This is a genomic window from Sphaerotilus sp. (assembly GCF_031429695.1).
GTDB lineage: Bacteria > Pseudomonadota > Gammaproteobacteria > Burkholderiales > Burkholderiaceae_C > Sphaerotilus.
Map to the genome: position 1 here is coordinate 22,415 of NZ_JANPAB010000048.1, position 19,221 is coordinate 41,635.

The following is a 19,221-nucleotide window of genomic DNA, read 5'->3' on the forward strand; positions in this document are numbered from 1 at the left end:
CCTGCGGGCTTGGCGGCAGAATCGACGCTCCTTTCCAGCCTGCCGACTCCCCGCCATGCCCATGTTTCCCGTCACCGATCTGCCCACCCTGCTGGTGTCTCTGGCACGGCCGTCGTCGCTGGTCGAGCTGGGGGTGCTGGCCTCCGTGCTGCTGGCGACCTGGCTGATCGTGTGGGGATTGCGGCGTGGCGTGCAGGAAGTACCGAACCCTCGCTCGATCTGGTTCGGCGCCCATGTGATCGACGGGGTGCTGTTCCCCGTGCTGGCGCTGGCGCTGGCCTATGTGGCGCGCCGGGTGCTGCTGGACCTGGGGCAGCCGCTGGCGGTGTTTCGGCTGGCGATTCCGGTGTTGCTGTCGCTGGTGGCGATCCGGCTGAGCGTGCGGGTGCTGCGTCTGGCGTTTCCGGCGTCGACGCTGGTGCGGGCGGCGGAGCGGACGATCTCGTGGATCGCCTGGCTGGGCATGGTGCTGTGGGTGACGGGCCTGCTGCCTGCTCTGCTGGACGAACTCGACGACATCCGCTGGAAGGTGGGTGCCCACCCGATCAGCCTGCGCAACGTGATCGAGGGCGCGTTGTCCGCGGGCTTCGTGCTGGTGGTGGCGCTGTGGATCTCGGCGGCGCTGGAGGCACGGCTGCTGGCCGGGGCGGCGGGCGCGCAGTTGTCCCTGCGCAAGGTGGCCGCCAATGTGCTGCGCGCGGCGTTGCTGTCGATCGGGTTGCTGCTGGCACTGTCGGCGGTGGGGATCGACCTGACGGCGCTGTCCGTGCTGGGCGGCGCGCTCGGCGTGGGCATCGGCCTGGGCCTGCAGAAACTCGCGGCCAACTATGTCAGCGGTTTTGTCATTCTGGCCGAGCGCGCCCTGCGCATTGGCGACATGGTGAAGGTGGCCGACTTCGAGGGCGTGATCACCGACATCACCACCCGCTACACCGTGATCCGTGCCCCGTCCGGCCGCGAGGCCATCGTGCCCAACGAGACGCTCATCACGACCACCGTGCAGACCCTGTCGCTGGCCGACCGCAATGTGCTGCTCAGTACCCTGGTTGGCGTGGACTACGACACCGATGTGGCAGGGCTGCGCGAGCCCCTGATCGCAGCGATGAAGACCGTGCCACGCGTGCTGGCGGAACCCGGCCCGGCGGTGCAGTTGACCGCCTTCGCGGCCGATGCGCTGGAGCTGACGCTCTACTTCTGGATCACCGATCCGGAAAATGGCCAGGGCAACGTGCGCTCGGAGGTCAACCTGGCCGTGCTGGACCTGCTGCGGCGCGAGGGCGTGGGCCTGCGCCGGCCGCCGCCGCCCGAGGCTCCGGCGGTGCCTGCGGCCACTGCTCCGATCGCCGCCGTGGCGATCAAGGCGCTTTGAGCGGAATCTGCACCGTGAACCGGCTGCCCTGGCCTGGGCTGGTCGTCACCGTTACCCGGCCGCCCAGTACCTGGGTGCAGAAGTGGTGGCACAGGTGCAAGCCAATGCCGGTGCCGCCCCGGCCACGCCGGGTGGTGAAAAAGGGGTCGAAGATGCGAGGGAGAACCTCGGCGTCGATGCCACGGCCGTTGTCGATCACCACGATGTGCAGCAGGCCGCTGTGCGGGTCGAGCTGGTTGCGCACGCGGATGACCGCGGGAGTCGTCCGCGGCGGCGGACTGGCGTCTGTATCGAAGGCATGGAGCTGCGCGTTGCCAACCAGATTCTCGACCACCTGTCCGAGCGGCCCGGGGTAGCTGTCGAGCACCAGTCCGGGTGCCGGTTCGATGTACAGCGCGACTGTGGGCGCCAGCTGGCGCGCGGCGAGCAGGCGCTGCACATCGCTCAGCACGTCGTCCAGCGCGAACACCCGGCGCTCGACGGTGCCCCGGTCCACCGCGAGCTGCTTGAACAGGCGGATCACCTGGCCGGCCCGGCCCAGGCTGTGGTCGACGATGTCCAGCCCGGCCCGCTGGTTGTCAAGCACCGAGCGGAGTTGCTGCGCCGAGAGACTGCCAGCGTCTGCGCTGCGCAGGGCGTCGTCCAGCCGGCGGGTCATCGTCGAGGCGGTCACCTTGGCGCTGCCCAGCGGCGTGTTCAGCTCATGCGCGACGCCGGCCACCAGCAGGCCCAGCGAGGCGAGCTTTTCCGCCTGCACCAGCTCGGTCTGCAGGTGTTGCAGGCGCTCCAGCGAGGCCTCGGCTTCTGCCTTGGCGGCGGCGAGTGCACGGTGATTGGTCTGCAGATCGGCCAGCAGCCGCTCGCGCTCGCGCTCGATCTGACGCCGACGCCAGGTGGCCCAGATCGCCAGCAGCAGCACCAGCGCACTGGCCCCACCGCTCTGCCAGGCGCTGGCCCTGCGCAGTTGCCCGACCGTGTCGGCCGGGACGTGGGCGATGAAGTACCAGGTGGCGGACGCCAGTCTGCCCGGCCCGGGTTCGGTGGGCAAAAAGTCCTGGAAATGCCACATGCCTGCAGCGCTTTCACGCCGGCCGCGGCCCTGCTCCTGCATCAGCTGCCACAGGCCCGGGTCGGTGACGGGCAGGCCTGGGGCGGCGGAGCTGGCTTCGACCAGCCGCCCGTCCGGCCCGACGAGCTGCACCGGGTCGATGCCGGCACTCTCCAGCGCCTGCAGTTGTGTCAGCAGCCGGCGCAGATCCAGCGTGACGACCACCATCCCGCGCTGCCGGCCACGGCCGTCGTAGACGGGAGAGGCGGCGCGCTGCCACACCATGCCGTCCCGGAAATCGAGCGATGTGAAGCGCGCTTCCGTGGGCAGCAGGTCGGACAGCGACTTCTGCCATGGCTCGACCCCGCTGCGCCGCAGCCGTCCCGCCTCCACCAGCGTGGCGATGCCGTCGGTGTTGTCGATGCGGCTGCGCTCGCGGCCGGTCTCGTCGACCCAGGCGATGCGGGCATAGGGGCGCGAGGCGCGGGCGAAGGTCAGCAGCCCGGTGTCGGTCGCGGGCAGGTTGTCGGCGCTGATCGCCGCGGTCAGCGCGGGGTTCTGGCCGAGCACCAGTGCGTCGCGCGACAGGTTGGACAGCTCGCTGCTGGTGAGCGCCATGCTCTGCTCGATCAGCAGGCGCGCGGCGTTGCGCAGCGGAGTCAGCCGCAGGTCCAGCAGGCGCAGGTAACTCAGTGCCCCGGCCACGCACACCACGATCACCCAGGGCAGCAGGCGCAAGCCCACGACCCGGACCTCGCGCTTCCAGGCGGCCGGTGGCGGTCGGGGCGGTGGCGCAGTGTTCAATCGGGCGTGGCAGGCTGGACCGGCAGGTGGCCGTGTTCGCGCAGCCAGGCTGGCAGCTCCGACACGGCCATGGGCGCGCCGAAGAGCAGGCCCTGGGCGGCCATGCAGCCGCTGCGCACCAGCCACAGCCGCTGCGCATCGGTCTCGACCCCTTCGGCGAGCGATTTCAGGCCGAGCTGGCGCGACAGCGTGACGATCATGTCGGGCAAGGTTTCGTGGTCCGGGCGCTGGCCAATCTCGCCGAGGAAGGCCCGGTCGATCTTGAGCCAGTCCAGGCCGAAGCTGCGCAGCCGGGCCAGCGACGAAAAACCGGTGCCGAAGTCGTCCAGCGCCACCTCGAAGCCGAGCTGGCGCAGCCGGGTGAGCTGCGCGGCGGCACCGTCCGGATCGAGCATCACGGCGCTTTCCGTCACCTCCAGCTCGATGGCGTCCGGCGGCACGCCGTCTTCGGCGCACTGATCGGTGATGTCCTGCGCCAGCGTCGGAGTGGCCAGCTGCAGCGCCGACAGATTGACCGCGATGCGCAGGTGGCCCAGTCCCAGTGCCTCCAGCACCCGCCACGCATGGCAGGATTGGTGCAGCACCTGCGTGAACAGCGCGGTGATGTGACCGGAGGCCTCGGCCAGTGCGATGAAGGTGACGGGGGACACCTCCTGCCCGCGGCGATCCGTCCAGCGGGCCAGCGCCTCGAAACCCTTGAGGCTGCCGTCGTGCAGCCAGACCTGCGGCTGCAGCGCGATGCGAATCTCGCCCGCCCGCAGCGCTTCGTGCAGTGCCTGACCGAGCCGGTAGTTGTCGCGGGCGGCGGCTTCCATGCCGGGGAGGTAGGCGACCTCCTGACCTCCGCCGCGTCGCTTGGCGTCGTTGAGCAGATAGCGTGCGGTGGACAGGATCTCCTCGGGCGAACCACTGAACAAGGCCAGATCGACCCGCGCGCCGGTCAGGTGCAGCACGGCCGAAAAATGGCCGTCGCTGACGGTGATGCCCTCGCTGCGGTGGCGGTGCAGCGGGGTGTCGAGCTTGTCGGGTGGCCCCAGCAGCGCGAAGGTGTCGTTGTCGACCCGTGCAAGCAGCACTTCCGGGCCAGCCTCGTCGCGCAGCCGCTGGGCGAGGGCCTGCAGCAGCCGGTTGGTGGTCTCGAAGCCCAGCATCAGGTTGAGGTTGGAGAACTGGTCCACGTCCTCGAACTGCAGCACCATCGTGGACAGCCGCTCACCGGCTGCGTGCATCATGCGCAGCAGCCCGTTGCGGTTGGGCAGCTCGGTCAGTGGATCCTGGTAGGCCAGCCGGTCGAGCTTGGCGATCAGCTCCAGCCGGTGCATCTGGGCGCCGACATTGGCCACCAGCAACTGCACCATCTCGGTTGCGTTGGGTGCGGGAGGCTGGCGTCGGGGCATCCAGAGTGCAAACGCCGTCGCCAGATCGACCTCGCGACCCTGGCCGGCGGACAGCGCCGACGAGGGGTGCAGCGGCATCAGCAGGTCCAGCGCATGGTCGGGCGGGACCACCGTGGCGGTCTGGTGCGTGAGCGCCTGCTCGATGCGCTGGACCTGTTCCGGGTCGTTCAGCGCGTCGAGCGGGCGCCCCTGCAGTTCAGCGAAACGGCCGGTGGCGCCAATGACCAGTGCGGCGGTCGTGTGCGCCGGCCACATCACCACCAGGCCCTCGCCGGGGAGGCCCAGCAGCCGGGCGACATCGACCAGCAGCGCCTGGCTCAGCCCCGTCAGATCGGGCACGTGGCTGGCGCCGTCCACCGCGGCGAGCAACTGTTCGAGCTGGCGCCGGGTCTGCAGCGCCTCGCGGATGAACTGGTGGCTGCGCAGGTTGGCGTTGAGGATGGCCTCCAGGCGGTCGCTGCCGAGTTCGGTCTTGTGCCAGTACTCGTTGACATCGAGGTTGCGCATCACGTCGCGCATGGGGGCCATGCCGGGCTGGCCGGTCAGCAGCACGATGCGGATGTCGCGCCGCCCCATGACCTCGCGCACATGGCGCACCAGCATCAGGCCGTCGTCGTCGTCCTCCATCACCACGTCGAGCAGCAGCAAGGCGATGTCCGGGTGTGCCACCAGCAGCGCGCGGGCCTGTGCAGCACTGCCCGCCTGCAGCAGCGTGATGTCCCGGCCCTGGAATCGGTAGCCTTCCAGCGCGAAGGCCATCGAACGGCGAAAGACCGCATCGTCATCGACCGTCAGCACTTTCAGCTCGGCAACATCCGCCGGATGGGCCGGCCGTGCAAGGGTCGAATCGGGAGGGGAAGCGGGAAACGTCAAGGTCAAGTACGACTCCGGGCAATGCCGCTTGTCTTGCAGCGCAGGCGGGCAGGGCCGCGCCCCCCATGCGCAGTCTGTCTCAGGCGCCGGGACTTGGCAATTGCTCAAGGCTGATGCTCCGTCGCCGATATTGAAAACAACTGGTTTCCTGGTCCCCCATGTCGGTCGATTCCTCCTCCACGCGTGGCCTGACGGCCAGCCGGGTGCTGCACAGCCGGCTGGCCTGGTGCATCACTCTGAGCGTGCTGCTGGCGGTGGCGCTCCCGCTGGCCGTGCTGACGCTGCTGGGCGGGCAGGCGCTGGAGTCGCTGACCCAGCGTTTCGCGTCGCGTGAACGGCTGGTGCTGGTGCGCACCGTGGCCCAGCAGGTGGGCACCCATCTGGGGGATGCGCGCGCGCTCATGGCGGCCTGGCCGGGAGAGCCACCGATGCTGGAACCCGGGGCGAATCCGCTGGATGCGGGCGTGCGGACACGCCTGCCCGGGCTCGGGATGCAGTTCCGGCAGGCGGCGCTGGTCGGCGCGGACGGGCGGCTGCGCTGGTCCACCGAGGGCTGGCCCGGTCCGCTGGCCCAGGCCGCGACGGCACTGCCCAGGCCCGGTGCGGCGCGCAGCCAGCTGCTGGCGCATGAACGCAATGGCCAACTGCAGCTCGTGCTCGCCCAGGCGCCCCGGGCCGACGGCACACGCTGGCTGGCGGAGCTGTCCCCGGATGCGCTGTGGCAGTCGGTGGCCGCAGGAGACACCGCCACCTACTGGTGCGTGCAGAACGCGCAGGGGTTGCGTCTGCACTGTCCTGCGCCGGCGGCGGCTGGCGGTGACCGGCCCGGTCTGCTGGACACGGCCATCGCTGACCGCGTGCACATCGGCTGGACACTTCCGCTCGACGCCGATTTCGGTGCCGGCGACTGGCAGTTCGACATGGTGCAGATGCGCGCACCCACCACCGTGCTGGGGCCTGCGCTGACCGGGCCGCTGGTGGGCGGGGCGCTCTGTGCGCTGTTCGGGGTGTTGCTGGCCAGCGGTGTGCTGATCCGACGCACGCTCGGCCCCCTGCAGCGCCTGCAGCGCGGCACCCGCCAGCTCGAACAACGCGCGCCCGGGGTGCGGGTGGACATTGCTGCTCGCGACGAGTTCGGTGCGCTGGCACAGGCGTTCAACGAGATGGCAGGGGCGGTCGATACGCAGTTCCAGTCGCTGGAGCTGCTCGCCTCGATCGACCGCGACATCGTGGGTCACCGCGCGGTGGACGAGGTGTTCCGGCGCGTGCTGGTGCAGGCACTGCCGGGGTTGGGGGCGACCGTGATGGGGCTGGCGCGGGTGGAGTCGGCGCGGGTCCCTCGGCTGCATCTGCAGTGGAACGACGAAGCCTTTGCGCACAAGGTGCGGCGCAGCGTGCGGGCGCTGGCGCCGCAGGAGGTCCAGGCGCTGCTCGGGGTGACGGTCGATTCCGTGTGGCAGCCGAGCGGATCGAGTCTGTCCTCGGCCTGGTGCGCGCCGATGCGCCAGGACAAGGACACTGCGCTGCAGGCCCTGCCGCTGCGCTGGCAGGGCCGCACCCACGGACTGCTGCTGCTGGGCTGGACCACCGATCCACCCCTGCAGCGCCTGCGCGAGGCGGCCGAGCTGCGCGACCGGCTTTCGGTGGCGCTGGCCGCGCACCAGCGCGAACTGGAACTCACCTGGCAGGCCCGCCACGACGACTTGACGGGTCTGCTGAACCGGAACGGCTTGCACCAGGAGCTGGATGCGCTGCTCGCGCCCGATACGGCTCTCGGGACTGCGCCACTGCAGGGGCCAGAGCCGGCGCTGTCCGCGGTGGCCCTGGCCGTGCTCTTCATCGACCTCGACCACTTCAAGACGGTCAACGACAACCTGGGGCATGGCCTGGGCGATGAACTGCTGCGCCAGGCCGCCGAACGCCTCGAAGCCTGTGCGCCGACGCGCGCAGTGGCGGCGCGACCCGGAGGCGACGAATTCGTGCTGGTACTGCCTGGGGCGGATGATGTGGCGGCCATCGAGGTGGCCAGTGCAGTGTGCCGTCGCATGGCGGTGCCGTTCTCGCTCGGAGGCAAGGAGCATTTCCTGGGCGCCAGCATCGGCATTGCGCTGGCCCCCGTGCACGGTGACAACCGCACCGATCTGCTGCGCCACGCCGACATGGCCATGTACACCGCCAAGGACGCCGGTCGAGGCCGCCATGCGATGTTCGAAGAGCCGCTCGATGCACGGCTGCTGGAGCGCAGTGCGCTGCTGGCCGATCTGCGCCAGGCGGCGGCGCGCAAGGAGCTGGTGCTGCACTACCAGCCACGGGTCTGTGTGACCGATGGCCGCATCGTGTCCGCCGAGGCACTGATCCGCTGGCGTCACCCGACCCGCGGGCTGCTGGCGCCGGGGGTGTTCATTCCGCTGGCCGAAGAGTCGGACCTGATCGAGGTGATCGGACTGTGGGTGATCCGGGCCGCTTGTGCCCAGCTGGCACGCTGGCGGCGCGAGGGTGTGCCGCTGCAGCGCCTGTCGGTCAACGTGTCACCGCGCCAATTGCAATCCGGGCGGCTGATGGAGGATGTCGAGACGGCGCTGGTCCAGCACGGCGTTCCCTGGAACATGCTGGAGCTGGAGGTGACCGAAAGCTTGCTGGTCGGCGACGCCCGCCTGGCCAGCGAGCAGCTGGGCCGGCTCCGCGAGCGCGGTGTGCTGATCGCGCTGGACGATTTCGGCACCGGCTACTCGTCGATGGCGACGCTGCGCAACCTGCCGATCGATGTGATGAAGGTGGACCGCGCCTTCGTGCAGGACCTGAGCGAGGACCCGTCCGCGCTGGCGGTGACCCGCGCCATCCTGACGCTGGCCCAGGCGCTGGGCAAGCACACAGTGGCCGAGGGCATCGAGACCCAGGCCCAGGCCGACACCCTGCGCCAGCTCGGCTGCGACGAATTCCAGGGTTTCCTGTTCAGCAAGGCGGTGCCGGCGGCCGAGTTCGCGGCGCTGTGCCGCTTCTCGGCTCAGCAGCCGGTGGCGACCTCCGGCTGAGGCTGGCCCGCGCCCGCTTCGGCACAGCGGCGGCAGATGCAGGCCAGTCCGCGCTGCGCGGCCGGCACACGGGCCAGCAGCTCGGACGGAATCTGCACCGTGGTACACCAGCAGGGGCTGTCGAACGAGCCGGACAGCGCCGGCGCGCAGCCGTTCGGTCCGCCGCACAGCGGGCAGCCGGTGGCGGGCAGCGGGGCGACGGGGCGTTCGATCATGTGGGTCAAGCCTCCACGACCGGAATCTTGCCGATCCTGGCCTGCCAGAGCTTCGGGCCGGTGATGTGGGCGCTGGTGCCGCCCGCGTCCACCGCGACCGTCACCGGCATGTCGACCACGTCGAACTCGTAGATGGCTTCCATGCCCAGATCGGCGAAACCGACCACCTTGGCCGCCTTGATCGCCTTGGACACGAGATACGCCGACCCGCCGACCGCCATCAGGTAGGCCGACTGGTTGTCCTTGATCGCCTGGATCGCCACCGGCCCGCGCTCGGCCTTGCCCACCATCGAGATCAGGCCGGTCTGCTCCAGCATCATGCGGGTGTAGCCGTCCATGCGAGTCGCCGTCGTCGGACCGGCCGGCCCCACGACCTCATCGCGCACAGGATCGACCGGGCCGACGTAATAGATGACACGGTTGGTGAAGTCCACCGGCAGCGTTTCACCCTTGGCGAGCATGTCGGCGATGCGCTTGTGGGCGGCATCCCGCCCCGTGAGCATCTTGCCGTTCAGCAGCAGCGTGTCGCCCGGCTTCCAGCTCGCGACTTCGGCCTTGGTCAGTGTGTTCAGATCGACGCGCTTGCTCTTGTTGTAGTCGGGCGCCCAATGCACGTCCGGCCAAAGGTCCAGGCTCGGCGGCGTCATGAAGGCCGGTCCGGAGCCGTCGAGCACGAAGTGGCCGTGGCGCGTGGCCGCGCAGTTCGGGATCATCGCGATCGGCTTGGAGGCGGCGTGCGTCGGGAAGGTCTTGATCTTCACGTCCAGCACGGTGGTCAGCCCGCCCAGGCCCTGCGCGCCAATGCCCAGGGCATTGACCTTCTCGTACAGCTCGATGCGCATCTCTTCGAGCTTGTTCTGCGGGCCGCGCTCCAGCAGCTCGTACATGTCGATGTCTTCCATCAACACTTCCTTGGCCATCATCACGGCCTTCTCCGCGGTGCCGCCGACGCCGATGCCCAGCATGCCCGGCGGACACCAGCCGGCGCCCATCGTCGGCACCGTCTTGAGTACCCAGTCGACGATGTTGTCGTTCGGGTTGAGCATGTACATCTTCGACTTGTTCTCGCTGCCGCCGCCCTTGGCCGCGACGATGACGTCCACCTTGTCGCCGGGCACCACTTCCATGTGGATGACGGCCGGCGTGTTGTCCCGGGTGTTCTTCCGGGCGAATATGGGGTCTTCCAGCACCGAGGCGCGCAGCACGTTGTCCGGGTTCAGGTAGCCCTGGCGCACGCCCTGGTTCACTGCGTCGGCGATCGACCCGGTGAACCCTTCCCACTTCACATCCATGCCGATTTTCAGGAACACGTTGACGATGCCGGTGTCCTGGCAGATCGGGCGACGGCCCTCGGCGCACATGCGCGAGTTGGTCAAGATCTGGGCGATCGCGTCCTTGGCGGCGGCGGATTCCTCGCGTTCGTAGGCACGGGCGAGGTGGGCGATGTAGTCGGCCGGGTGGTAGTAGCTGATGTATTGCAGCGCGGCAGCGACGCTTTCAACCAGATCGGCTTGGCGGATGGTGGTCATGACGGGTCTCTCGACGGATCGCCCGGCGGGCGGATTGAACGGGTACGTGAACGGCGCAGGCGGAAGCGGAGGCAGATCCGCGATGCTGCGCTGGTCGACTTGCTGCGAGTTTACTCAAGGGGGTGTTCCGTGCTGCCACAGGTGCGGGGCGGTGGCAACAGGCGTGGCGGAATCGTTTCAAGCGACTGCATTCACCAGCTTTTCAGTTTCAGGAGGGTCGGGTCGATACGATAAGCTCCCCCAGGGCTTCGTCAGGCGACGAGATCCTTGCAGTCCGGGGGCGTGCCCCGGGAGATCCACAAGAATATTCAGGTACGTGCTGTCCATGACTCCAGGCGACACCGGGAACCGACCGTCGGCTGCAAGCGCCCTCGACGCGACCTCCGCTTCCACTGCTGGCGCCCATGCGCTGGACACCCTGCCGATGACCTTCTCCGAGGAGCCCGGCGGTGGCGCACCACCCCCGCTCCCCCCCACATCGGCCAGCCCCCCGCCGCCGCCATCACCGCGCCGGCGCTGGCCCGTCACGCTCGCCAAGTGGTCCACCGGACTGGCCGTGGTGGCGGGCGTGTCGTACCTGGCGCATGTCGAGATGCGTTCGTCGGCACTGCAGGCGCGCTTTTTTACCGACTGGGCCGCCAGGTTGGGGCACGAGCTGAAACCGCAACCTGCCACTGGCAGCCGCTATCCCAAGGCCGGCCCGAGCGACGAACGCATGGGCTACACCCGTCTGCCGGATTTCCTCACCAGCCTGACTGGCCGCGGCTACCAGGTGGTGTCGCAGGCGCAGCAGTCCGCGGCGCTGCAGGATTTCATGGTCAGGGGACTCTTTCCGCCTTACCCGGAGAAGGTGCAGAGCGGGCTGACGCTGCAGGACTGCCGCGGTGAGCCGTTGTTCCGCTCGCGTTTTCCGCTCACCACCTACGCGCACGAGCAGGACATGCCGGCGCTGGTGGCGCAGACGCTGGGGTTCATCGAGAACCGCGAGGTGCTCGACACCAGCGAGCCGCGCCATAACCCGGCCATCGAGTGGACCCGGCTCGGCAAGGCCGTGCTGGACCAGGCAGTTGCCGTGGCCCACGAAGACCACGCCGCTGCGGGCGGCAGCACACTGGCCACCCAGACCGAAAAATTCCGCCATTCACCCGATGGCCGGACGTCCTCGGCCCGGGACAAGTACCTCCAGATGGTGTCGGCTTCCGTGCGCGCCTATCGCGATGGCGAGAACACCGTGGCCGCCCGCCGTCGCATCCTGCAGGACTACCTCAACAGCCTGCCGCTGGGTGCCCAGAAAGGCTGGGGCGAAGTGCACGGCGTCAATGACGGACTGGCCGCCTGGTACGGCGTCGATGTCGAGGCCGCCAACCGGCGCCTGCGCGAGCCGGGTGAGCAGGAAGCCGGCTTGTCGGCGCGTGGTCTGGCGTTCCGGCAGGTGCTCAGCCTGATGATCGCCCAGCGTCGCCCGGCCCACTACTTCGGCCCTGGCCATGCCCAGCTGCTGAACATGACCGCCAGCTACACCCGCCTGCTTGCCCAGGAAGGGGTCATCGGCCCGGCGCTGCGAGATGCCGCCCTGGCCGCACCGCTGGACGTCCGCGGTGCCTACACCGGTCCGGCCGCCGGCATCGAATTCGGTGAGCGCAACGCCTCGACGCTGTTGCGGGTCCAGCTCTCGTCGATGCTCAACACGCCCCGCCTGTACGAGCTGGACCGCTTCGACCTCAGTGCCACCAGCCACCTGGACGGCCGCTTGCAGCGGGACGTCACGAACCTGCTGAACCGGCTGCGCGATCCGCAGGTGGCGAAGGACGCCGGGCTGCTCGGCTTCCAGCTGCTGGAGAAGGGTGACCCGTCCAAACTCCTCTACAGCTTCACCCTCTACGAGCGCGGCGAGGGCATGAACCGGGTGCGGGTACAGACCGACAACCTCGACCAGCCCTTCGACATCAACGGCAGCGCCAAGCTGGAACTCGGCTCCACCGCCAAGCTGCGCACGCTGGTGACCTACCTGGAAATCATCGCCAAGCTGCACCAGGACTACGTGGCGCTGGATCTCAAGGCGCTGGCCGCGGTCGAGGTCGGCCCCAAGGACCGGCTCACGCGCTGGGCAGTGGACTGGCTGAAGACGGCCAAGGACCGTTCCCTGGCCGCGATGCTCGAAGCCGCCATGCTGCGTACCTATTCGGCTAGCCCCGGCGAGACCTTCTTCACCGGCGGCGGCGCGCATGTTTTCGCCAATTTCCACAACGCCGACAACGGCCGCATGCCCACGCTGTACGAGGCATTGCGCGACTCGCTCAATCTGCCCTTCATCCGGCTGATGCGGGACGTCGTGTACCACCACCTCTACAACGCATCGAATTCGGCCACCGATATCCTCGACGACGACGACCACCCGCGCCGGCTGGAACTGCTCAAGCTCTTCATCAACAAGGAGGGGCGCCAGTTCATGCGCAAGTTCTACCAGCGCCACCACGACAAGCCGGTCGGCGAGGTGCTGGAGCACATGGCGGCCAGCGTGCACAAGACGGCGCCACGGCTGGCAGTGATCTACCGCTCCGTCAACCCGGACGGCGCATTCGAGGACTTCAGCGCTTACCTCGTCCGGCAGCTTCCCGGCGCGCCGCTGCCACCGGACTACCTGCGCAAGCTCTATGACCGGCACGCGCCGGGCAACTACTCGCTGGCCGACCGTGGCTACCTGGCGCACCTGCATCCGCTGGAGCTGTGGGTGGCGGACTATCTGCGCCAGAACCCCCAGGCGGCGCTGGAGCAGGTGCTCGACGCCGGTGCGGTCGAGCGCGAGCAGTCCTACAACTGGCTGTTGCGCAACAAGGCGCGGCGCGGGCAGAACAGCCGCATCGTGCAGTTGCTGGAGGTCGAGGCGTTTGCCAAGATCCATGCACAGTGGAAGCGAGTGGGTTTCCCGTTCGAGACGCTGGTGCCGTCCTACGCCACGGCGATCGGCAGTTCGGGCGACCGGCCCGCGGCGCTGGCGGAGCTGATGGGCATCCTTGTCAACGACGGGCGGCGCCTGCCGGCCACGATGCTGGACAGTCTGCATTTCGCTGCCGGATCACCCTACGAGGTGACGCTGCAGAAGAAGCCCGCCGAGGGCGAACAGGTTCTGGCGCCCGAGATCGCCGCGACGGCGCGCAAGGCGCTGGCGCTGGTGGTGAGCGATGGCACGGCGCGGCGCATCAAGGGCACGCTCGACGAGCCGGGCCAGCCACCGATGCTCATCGGCGGCAAGACCGGCACCGGCGACAACCGGCTGAACACCTACACCCGAGGCGGCGGCCTGCTGGCGTCCAAGGTCACCAGCCGCACCGCGACGTTCGTGTTCTATCTGGGCCCGCGCCACTTCGGCACGCTCACTGCCTTTGTGCTTGGGCCGGAGGCGGGTGGCTACAAGTTCACCAGCGCCTTGCCGGTGCAGATCCTCAAGAGCATGGCGCCGCTGCTCAAGCCGGTGCTGTCGGGTGTGTCGGCGCAGGCGTGCCGGGCGGGTGCATGAGTTTGTCCGCCCAGGCGATGGCGATGGCCGAGGCGAGGAAGGCGATGTGGATGATCGTCTGCCACATCAGCGTCTTCTCGCTGTAGTTCTCGGCGTTGATGAAGGTCTTGAGCAGGTGGATCGAGCTGATGCCAATGATGGCCGTGCCCAGCTTGACCTTCAGCACCGAGGCGTTGACATGGCTCAGCCACTCCGGTTGGTCCGGATGCCCCTCCAGGTTCAGCCGTGACACGAAGGTCTCGTAGCCGCCCACGATCACCATGATCAGCAGGTTCGAGATCATCACCACGTCGATCAGACCCAGCACGACAAGCATCAGGACGGTTTCGTTGAGTCCCTCCAGCGGCGCCGTGCTCTTGTAGCCGATGCTGGACACGAGGGTCTGCAGGGCGTGCTGGTTGCCCAGTGCGGCCTCGATCAGGTGGACCAGTTCCCTCCAGAACTGCAGCACGTAGACGGCCTGTGCCAGGATGAGCCCCAGGTACAGCGGCAACTGCAGCCAGCGGCTGGAGAAAATGAGCTTGGACAGCGGCGAGGTAGGCGCGGTCAGTGGTGCGGGAGTTTGTGCCATGGGCTTGTCAGGGTGTGGGTCCGTAACGGAACAGCAGCCGCTGGGAAAGCGGGTGAAAACACGGGAAAACCAGCGGATTCTAGTGGGGTGATCGTGTCAGGATGGCGCGCGATTTCTTGATCTCGATCCAGCCCCCACGGGAATGAAATTTGCGAAGTAAGGGGTTCGTAAGAGCCTCTCCCTAATGTGGGGGGCAGCACTTTTCCACCGCAGGAGACAAGCGTGACCCAAGCCGAAACCACCCAAGAACCCAAGATCTATCTGCCGTCCGAGGCGTTTGTCGCCAACGCCGCCGTCTCTGGCATGGCCGCCTACGAGGCCCTGTGCGCCAAGGCGGACGCTGACTACGAAGGCTACTGGGCCGATCTGGCGCGCGATCTGATCAGTTGGAAGACCCCGTTCACCCAGGTGCTCGACGAGTCGAACGCTCCGTTCTTCAAATGGTTCGAGGACGGCACGCTCAACGCTTCCTACAACTGCCTGGACCGCAATGTCGAGCGTGGCCTGGGTGACAAGACGGCGATCATCTTCGAAGCCGACGGCGGCGAAGTCACCAAGATCACCTACAGCGACCTGCTCGCCAAGACTTGCCAGATCGCCAACGGCCTGCGCTCCATGGGCATCGGCAAGGGTGACCGTGTGGTCATCTACATCTCGATGTCGATCGACGGCGTGGCGGCGATGCAGGCGTGTGCCCGCATCGGCGCGACCCACTCGGTCGTGTTCGGCGGTTTCTCGGCCCAATCGCTGCGCGACCGGATCGAGGACACCGGCGCCAAGGCCGTCATCACCGCCGACTGCCAGGTCCGTGGCGGCAAGAAGCTGCCCCTGAAGTCCATCGTCGATGAAGCCTTGGCGATGCCCGGCTGCGAGAAGATCGAGAAGGTGCTGGTCGTCAACCGCGCCAATGCGCCGGTCACGATGGTCGAAGGCCGCGACGTATGGATGCATGACGTGACCGCCGGGCAGGCCACCACCTGCGAACCGGAGTGGGTCGGCGCCGAGCACCCGCTGTTCCTGCTCTACACCTCCGGCTCGACCGGCAAGCCCAAGGGCGTCCAGCACTCGACCGGTGGCTACCTGCTGCACGCCGCACTGACGACGAAGTGGACCTTCGACCTGAAGGCGGACGACGTGTTCTGGTGCACCGCCGACATCGGCTGGGTCACGGGCCACACCTACATCACCTATGGCCCGCTCGCGCTGGGCGGCACGGAAATCGTCTTTGAAGGCGTCCCGACCTACCCGGACGCCGGCCGCTTCTGGAAGATGATCCAGGACCACAAGGTCTCGATCTTCTACACCGCGCCGACCGCCATCCGCTCGCTGATCAAGGCGGCCGAAGCCAACGACGCCGTGCACCCGAAGAGCTACGACCTGTCGAGCCTGCGCCTGCTGGGTTCGGTGGGTGAGCCGATCAACCCGGCCGCCTGGGAGTGGTACCACAAGCACGTCGGCGGCAGCCGCTGCCCGATCGTGGACACCTTCTGGCAGACCGAAACCGGTGGCCACATGATCACCCCGCTGCCGGGCGTGACGCCGATGGTGCCCGGTTCCTGCACGCTGCCGTTCCCGGGGATCATGGCCGCGATCGTGGACGAGACCGGCAAGGACGTGCCGAACGGGCAGGGTGGCATTCTGGTCGTCAAGCGTCCGTGGCCGTCGATGATCCGCAACATCTGGGGCGACGGCGAACGCTTCGTCAAGAGCTACTACCCGGCCGACTTCCAGGGCAAGTACTACCTGGCGGGCGACGGTGCGATCCGTGACGTCAAGACCGGCTACTTCACCATCACCGGCCGCATCGACGACGTGCTGAACGTCTCGGGCCACCGCATGGGCACGATGGAAATCGAGTCCGCGCTGGTGAGCTGCACCGAGCTGGTGGCCGAAGCCGCGGTGGTGGGCCGTCCGGACGACACGACGGGCGAGGCGGTGTGCGCGTTCGTCGTGCTCAAGCGTCCGCTGCCGGTGGGCGACGAAGCCAAGGCGATCGCCAAGCAACTGCGCGACCACGTTGGCAAGGAAATTGGCCCGATCGCCAAGCCGAAGGACATCCGTTTCGGTGAAAACCTGCCCAAGACCCGTTCGGGCAAGATCATGCGCCGCCTGCTGCGCTCGCTCGCCAAAGGCGAGGAAATCACCCAGGACACCAGCACGCTGGAGAACCCGGCGATCCTGAGTCAGTTGGGACAGGCGTACTGATCTATGTGATCAGAGGTCGTGGCGTCGGCGCAGCGCCCGCACGACCTCGGCGGCTCGATCCGGGTGGACGGTGTCCTCCCAGGTGGTCGCCAGCCGAGCGGCCGGGCGGTCCACGATACCGGCTGCATCCGCCGCCTCGCGCCAGCGGGCTACGGCGGTCCAGAGTGTCGGTCGATCCTTGAGCGCGGCCAGCCTCGGCAAGGCGTTGAGGAAGGCCCGTGTCGAGACCACATGGGCGTTGCTCGGCAAGGGTGACAGCGGGCGCAGGAAATAGTCATCCTCAGCCAAGATCAGAGCTGGTGTCCCCGGCGGACGGTCGATCAGGTCACGGATGTACTGGACGATGGACAGCTCGCCTGGGTCGTCCAGCTCCGCGCTCAGGTCGATGCCAAGCTGGGCGGCCAGCTCCGGCGACTGCGCCAGTTGCTCCTTCAGCAGCACCAGTTTCTTGTAGTTGCTGCCAATTCCCGTGCGCTCGATTTCCACCCGGCCTGCGTTGTCGCGCAGGAAGGCGTGGATGGCCTGCGCATCGGGGAATTCCTGGTGCCGGCGCGTGGCCTCGAATTCGACGTAGTCGGTCAGTACAAGGCGCACCCGGTCGTCGAACACCAGCAGCGCATCCAGCGCCCCCAGCTTGGCGAGCGTGATCAGCGGCCCGGTGTCGGGCACGACGAGGCGGATGGGGGTGCTCATGCGGGGATGGTGTCGGGGGTGGCATCCGACCACAGCGCAGTGATCTGCTGCGCCATCGCCTCGGTGTCCTGGTCGCCGACAGCCATGCGAACGTGCTCGGCTCGCAGGGCATCCAGCAGCTCGCCGTACCACGAGAACCCCAGCATCTTCATCGCCTGACTGCGGCTGAAATGACCGCTGGCATAGGCGCACAAAATGCCCACGCGCGCGGCGGCCGCCGGCATCAGTGCGACCTGTGCCTTGCCGTGGCGCTCCAGCATCACCATGTCGTGGCAGGCGATGTCGAGGACTTGGCCCAAGGTGTTCTTGGCGCGGGTGGCGGCGACGGTTTTCATGGGGATGATTTAAAAATAGCCAAAATATTAATTTAGCTATTTTGCGCCAAATCTTGCACCCCTGCGCGTCTTGTCATGCTTTGATGATCGGGAGAGATCATCCCCGCTCGGGCGGGGCAACCGTGTTGACCACCGGCAGAACCTCATCCTCCGGGGGCCTATCCCCGCTCACGCGGGGCAACCTATGCGATCACGTTCAAGCAGCGGGACAGCATGGGCCTATCCCCGCTCACGCGGGGCAACCTCAAGCGCAACAGTCAGGGACGCTTGCCCCTCGGGCCTATCCCCGCTCACGCGGGGCAACCAAGGTCCAGCCGCCGCCAGGGAGAACGCCAGGGGGCCTATCCCCGCTCACGCGGGGCAACCGAATGCCCTCACCAGATGCTGTGCCGTGCCACGGGCCTATCCCCGCTCACGCGGGGCAACCGACGCGCTGGAAGAGTCATCGCTGTCGATCCGGGGCCTATCCCCGCTCACGCGGGGCAACCCCAATCCAGCTCGAATCTTCATGTTCACAGAAGGGCCTATCCCCGCTCACGCGGGGCAACCTGGCGCGCGGTCTCCCGCGTCGTCAACAGCGGGGGCCTATCCCCGCTCACGCGGGGCAACCTTGTCGAAGCCGTCAGCGACCTGCAATCCGATGGGCCTATCCCCGCTCACGCGGGGCAACCCCTCGGCCGCTCCAGGTCGATCCGTCGTCCGGGGGCCTATCCCCGCTCACGCGGGGCAACCGGCGGAGTCCAATTGCTCCCATGCCACGATACGGGCCTATCCCCGCTCACGCGGGGCAACCTACGCTCGGAGTCCGGCTTGCGTCGTTTTTCAGGGCCTATCCCCGCTCACGCGGGGCAACCATCGGCTCCGGCGTTCGCTTCAACGGCTGCACGGGCCTATCCCCGCTCACGCGGGGCAACCGCGCTCGGGATACCGCACAGATCGCCCAGGAAGGGCCTATCCCCGCTCACGCGGGGCAACCTGCGCCTGGCGCATGGCTCGGACCCGATCAAGGGCCTATCCCCGCTCACGCGGGGCAACCGTGTTCGAACTGAACTGGAAGCCCTCGGAGCGGGGCCTATCCCCGCTCACGCGGGGCAACCACCGAGGTCAAGCTCACGAAGGCGGCCCCCTCGGGCCTATCCCCGCTCACGCGGGGCAACCTAGCCGTCAAGCGCCTCGGCCGGGTCAAACAGGGGCCTATCCCCGCTCACGCGGGGCAACCGTCTGGGCGGCAGTGGCGGCAGTGGTCGCCGCGGGCCTATCCCCGCTCACGCGGGGCAACCAGGAACCGGCCTGCGGCACGGGTGCTCTTTGCGGGCCTATCCCCGCTCACGCGGGGCAACCGGCCTCTTCGAGACTCAGAGGCTCGACGACTGGGGCCTATCCCCGCTCACGCGGGGCAACCGATATCCCGCGCCAGACCGGGCAGACCCAGACGGGCCTATCCCCGCTCACGCGGGGCAACCTTGTTCGCAGTCGTGGCGCTGGCCTGTGCAGTGTCCTGATCTAATGATTTCGCACACACCGATAGGTGGAAATCACCTGGGCAACGAACGTGACGAACACGAAACGAAGAGTCTTTGACGCGAGCTTCAAGCTGCAGGTCGTGCAGATGATCCGGTCGCAGGGCCTGGGC

At 68.0% G+C, this 19,221-nt stretch carries 11 protein-coding genes and 1 CRISPR repeat array; of the genes, 4 read left to right on the forward strand and 7 right to left on the reverse strand.

Annotated features, from left to right (window positions below; translation table 11 throughout):
* The first annotated feature begins 61 nt into the window (after positions 1–61).
* A complete protein-coding gene (locus RMP06_RS08365) occupies positions 62–1,369 on the forward strand; it encodes a mechanosensitive ion channel family protein (protein ID WP_409050124.1) in 1,308 nt (435 codons plus the stop codon).
* On the opposite strand, the gene RMP06_RS08370 is transcribed toward RMP06_RS08365, so the two are convergent.
* The gene (locus RMP06_RS08370) at positions 1,356–3,221 is read right to left on the reverse strand and encodes a sensor histidine kinase (RefSeq protein ID WP_310461315.1); all 1,866 of its coding nucleotides are present in this window, start codon (positions 3,219–3,221) and stop codon (positions 1,356–1,358) included. The two genes, RMP06_RS08365 and RMP06_RS08370, sit on opposite strands and share 14 nt — an antisense overlap.
* Positions 3,218–5,497 carry a GGDEF/EAL domain-containing response regulator gene (locus tag RMP06_RS08375; protein WP_310461316.1) on the reverse strand — a complete coding sequence of 760 codons (2,280 nt, stop codon included), beginning with the start codon at positions 5,495–5,497 and terminating at the stop codon, positions 3,218–3,220. The genes RMP06_RS08370 and RMP06_RS08375 overlap by 4 nt, the downstream gene beginning before the upstream one ends.
* Positions 5,498–5,649: 152 nt before the next feature.
* Between RMP06_RS08375 and RMP06_RS08380 the strand changes: the two genes are divergently transcribed.
* Entirely contained in the window at positions 5,650–8,523 is a 2,874-nt protein-coding gene (locus RMP06_RS08380) for a putative bifunctional diguanylate cyclase/phosphodiesterase (RefSeq protein WP_310461317.1), read from the forward strand.
* Here RMP06_RS08380 and RMP06_RS08385 read toward each other — a convergent pair.
* Entirely contained in the window at positions 8,496–8,738 is a 243-nt protein-coding gene (locus tag RMP06_RS08385; RefSeq protein WP_310461318.1) for a cysteine-rich CWC family protein, read from the reverse strand. The genes RMP06_RS08380 and RMP06_RS08385 overlap by 28 nt on opposite strands.
* Before the next feature lie 5 nt (positions 8,739–8,743).
* Positions 8,744–10,267 carry a fumarate hydratase gene (locus RMP06_RS08390; RefSeq protein ID WP_310461319.1) on the reverse strand — a complete coding sequence of 508 codons (1,524 nt, stop codon included), beginning with the start codon at positions 10,265–10,267 and terminating at the stop codon, positions 8,744–8,746.
* Between the two features lie 325 nt (positions 10,268–10,592).
* Here RMP06_RS08390 and RMP06_RS08395 point away from each other — a divergent pair, with 325 nt between their 5' ends.
* Positions 10,593–13,784, forward strand: coding sequence for a transglycosylase domain-containing protein (locus RMP06_RS08395; protein ID WP_310461320.1), 3,192 nt, complete (start codon positions 10,593–10,595; stop codon positions 13,782–13,784).
* Here RMP06_RS08395 and RMP06_RS08400 read toward each other — a convergent pair.
* Positions 13,732–14,355, reverse strand: a complete 624-nt coding sequence (locus RMP06_RS08400) for a TIGR00645 family protein (protein WP_310461321.1) — start codon at positions 14,353–14,355, stop codon at positions 13,732–13,734. The two genes, RMP06_RS08395 and RMP06_RS08400, sit on opposite strands and share 53 nt — an antisense overlap.
* Before the next feature lie 222 nt (positions 14,356–14,577).
* Between RMP06_RS08400 and acs the strand changes: the two genes are divergently transcribed.
* Complete coding sequence (acs, locus tag RMP06_RS08405) at positions 14,578–16,560, forward strand: acetate--CoA ligase (protein ID WP_310461322.1); 1,983 nt, start codon at positions 14,578–14,580, stop codon at positions 16,558–16,560.
* 9 nt (positions 16,561–16,569) lie between these two features.
* Here the strand turns inward: acs and RMP06_RS08410 are convergent, their stop codons facing one another.
* Both RMP06_RS08410 and RMP06_RS08415 read right to left on the reverse strand, forming a co-directional pair.
* Entirely contained in the window at positions 16,570–17,253 is a 684-nt protein-coding gene (locus tag RMP06_RS08410) for a hypothetical protein (RefSeq protein ID WP_310461323.1), read from the reverse strand.
* Positions 17,250–17,588, reverse strand: a complete 339-nt coding sequence (locus RMP06_RS08415; protein ID WP_310461324.1) for a hypothetical protein — start codon at positions 17,586–17,588, stop codon at positions 17,250–17,252. Before RMP06_RS08415 ends, RMP06_RS08410 begins: the two co-directional genes overlap by 4 nt.
* Positions 17,589–17,742: 154 nt before the next feature.
* Positions 17,743–19,051: direct repeats of the CRISPR family, unit length 29 nt; unit sequence GGGCCTATCCCCGCTCACGCGGGGCAACC.
* The last annotated feature ends 170 nt before the right edge of the window (positions 19,052–19,221 follow it).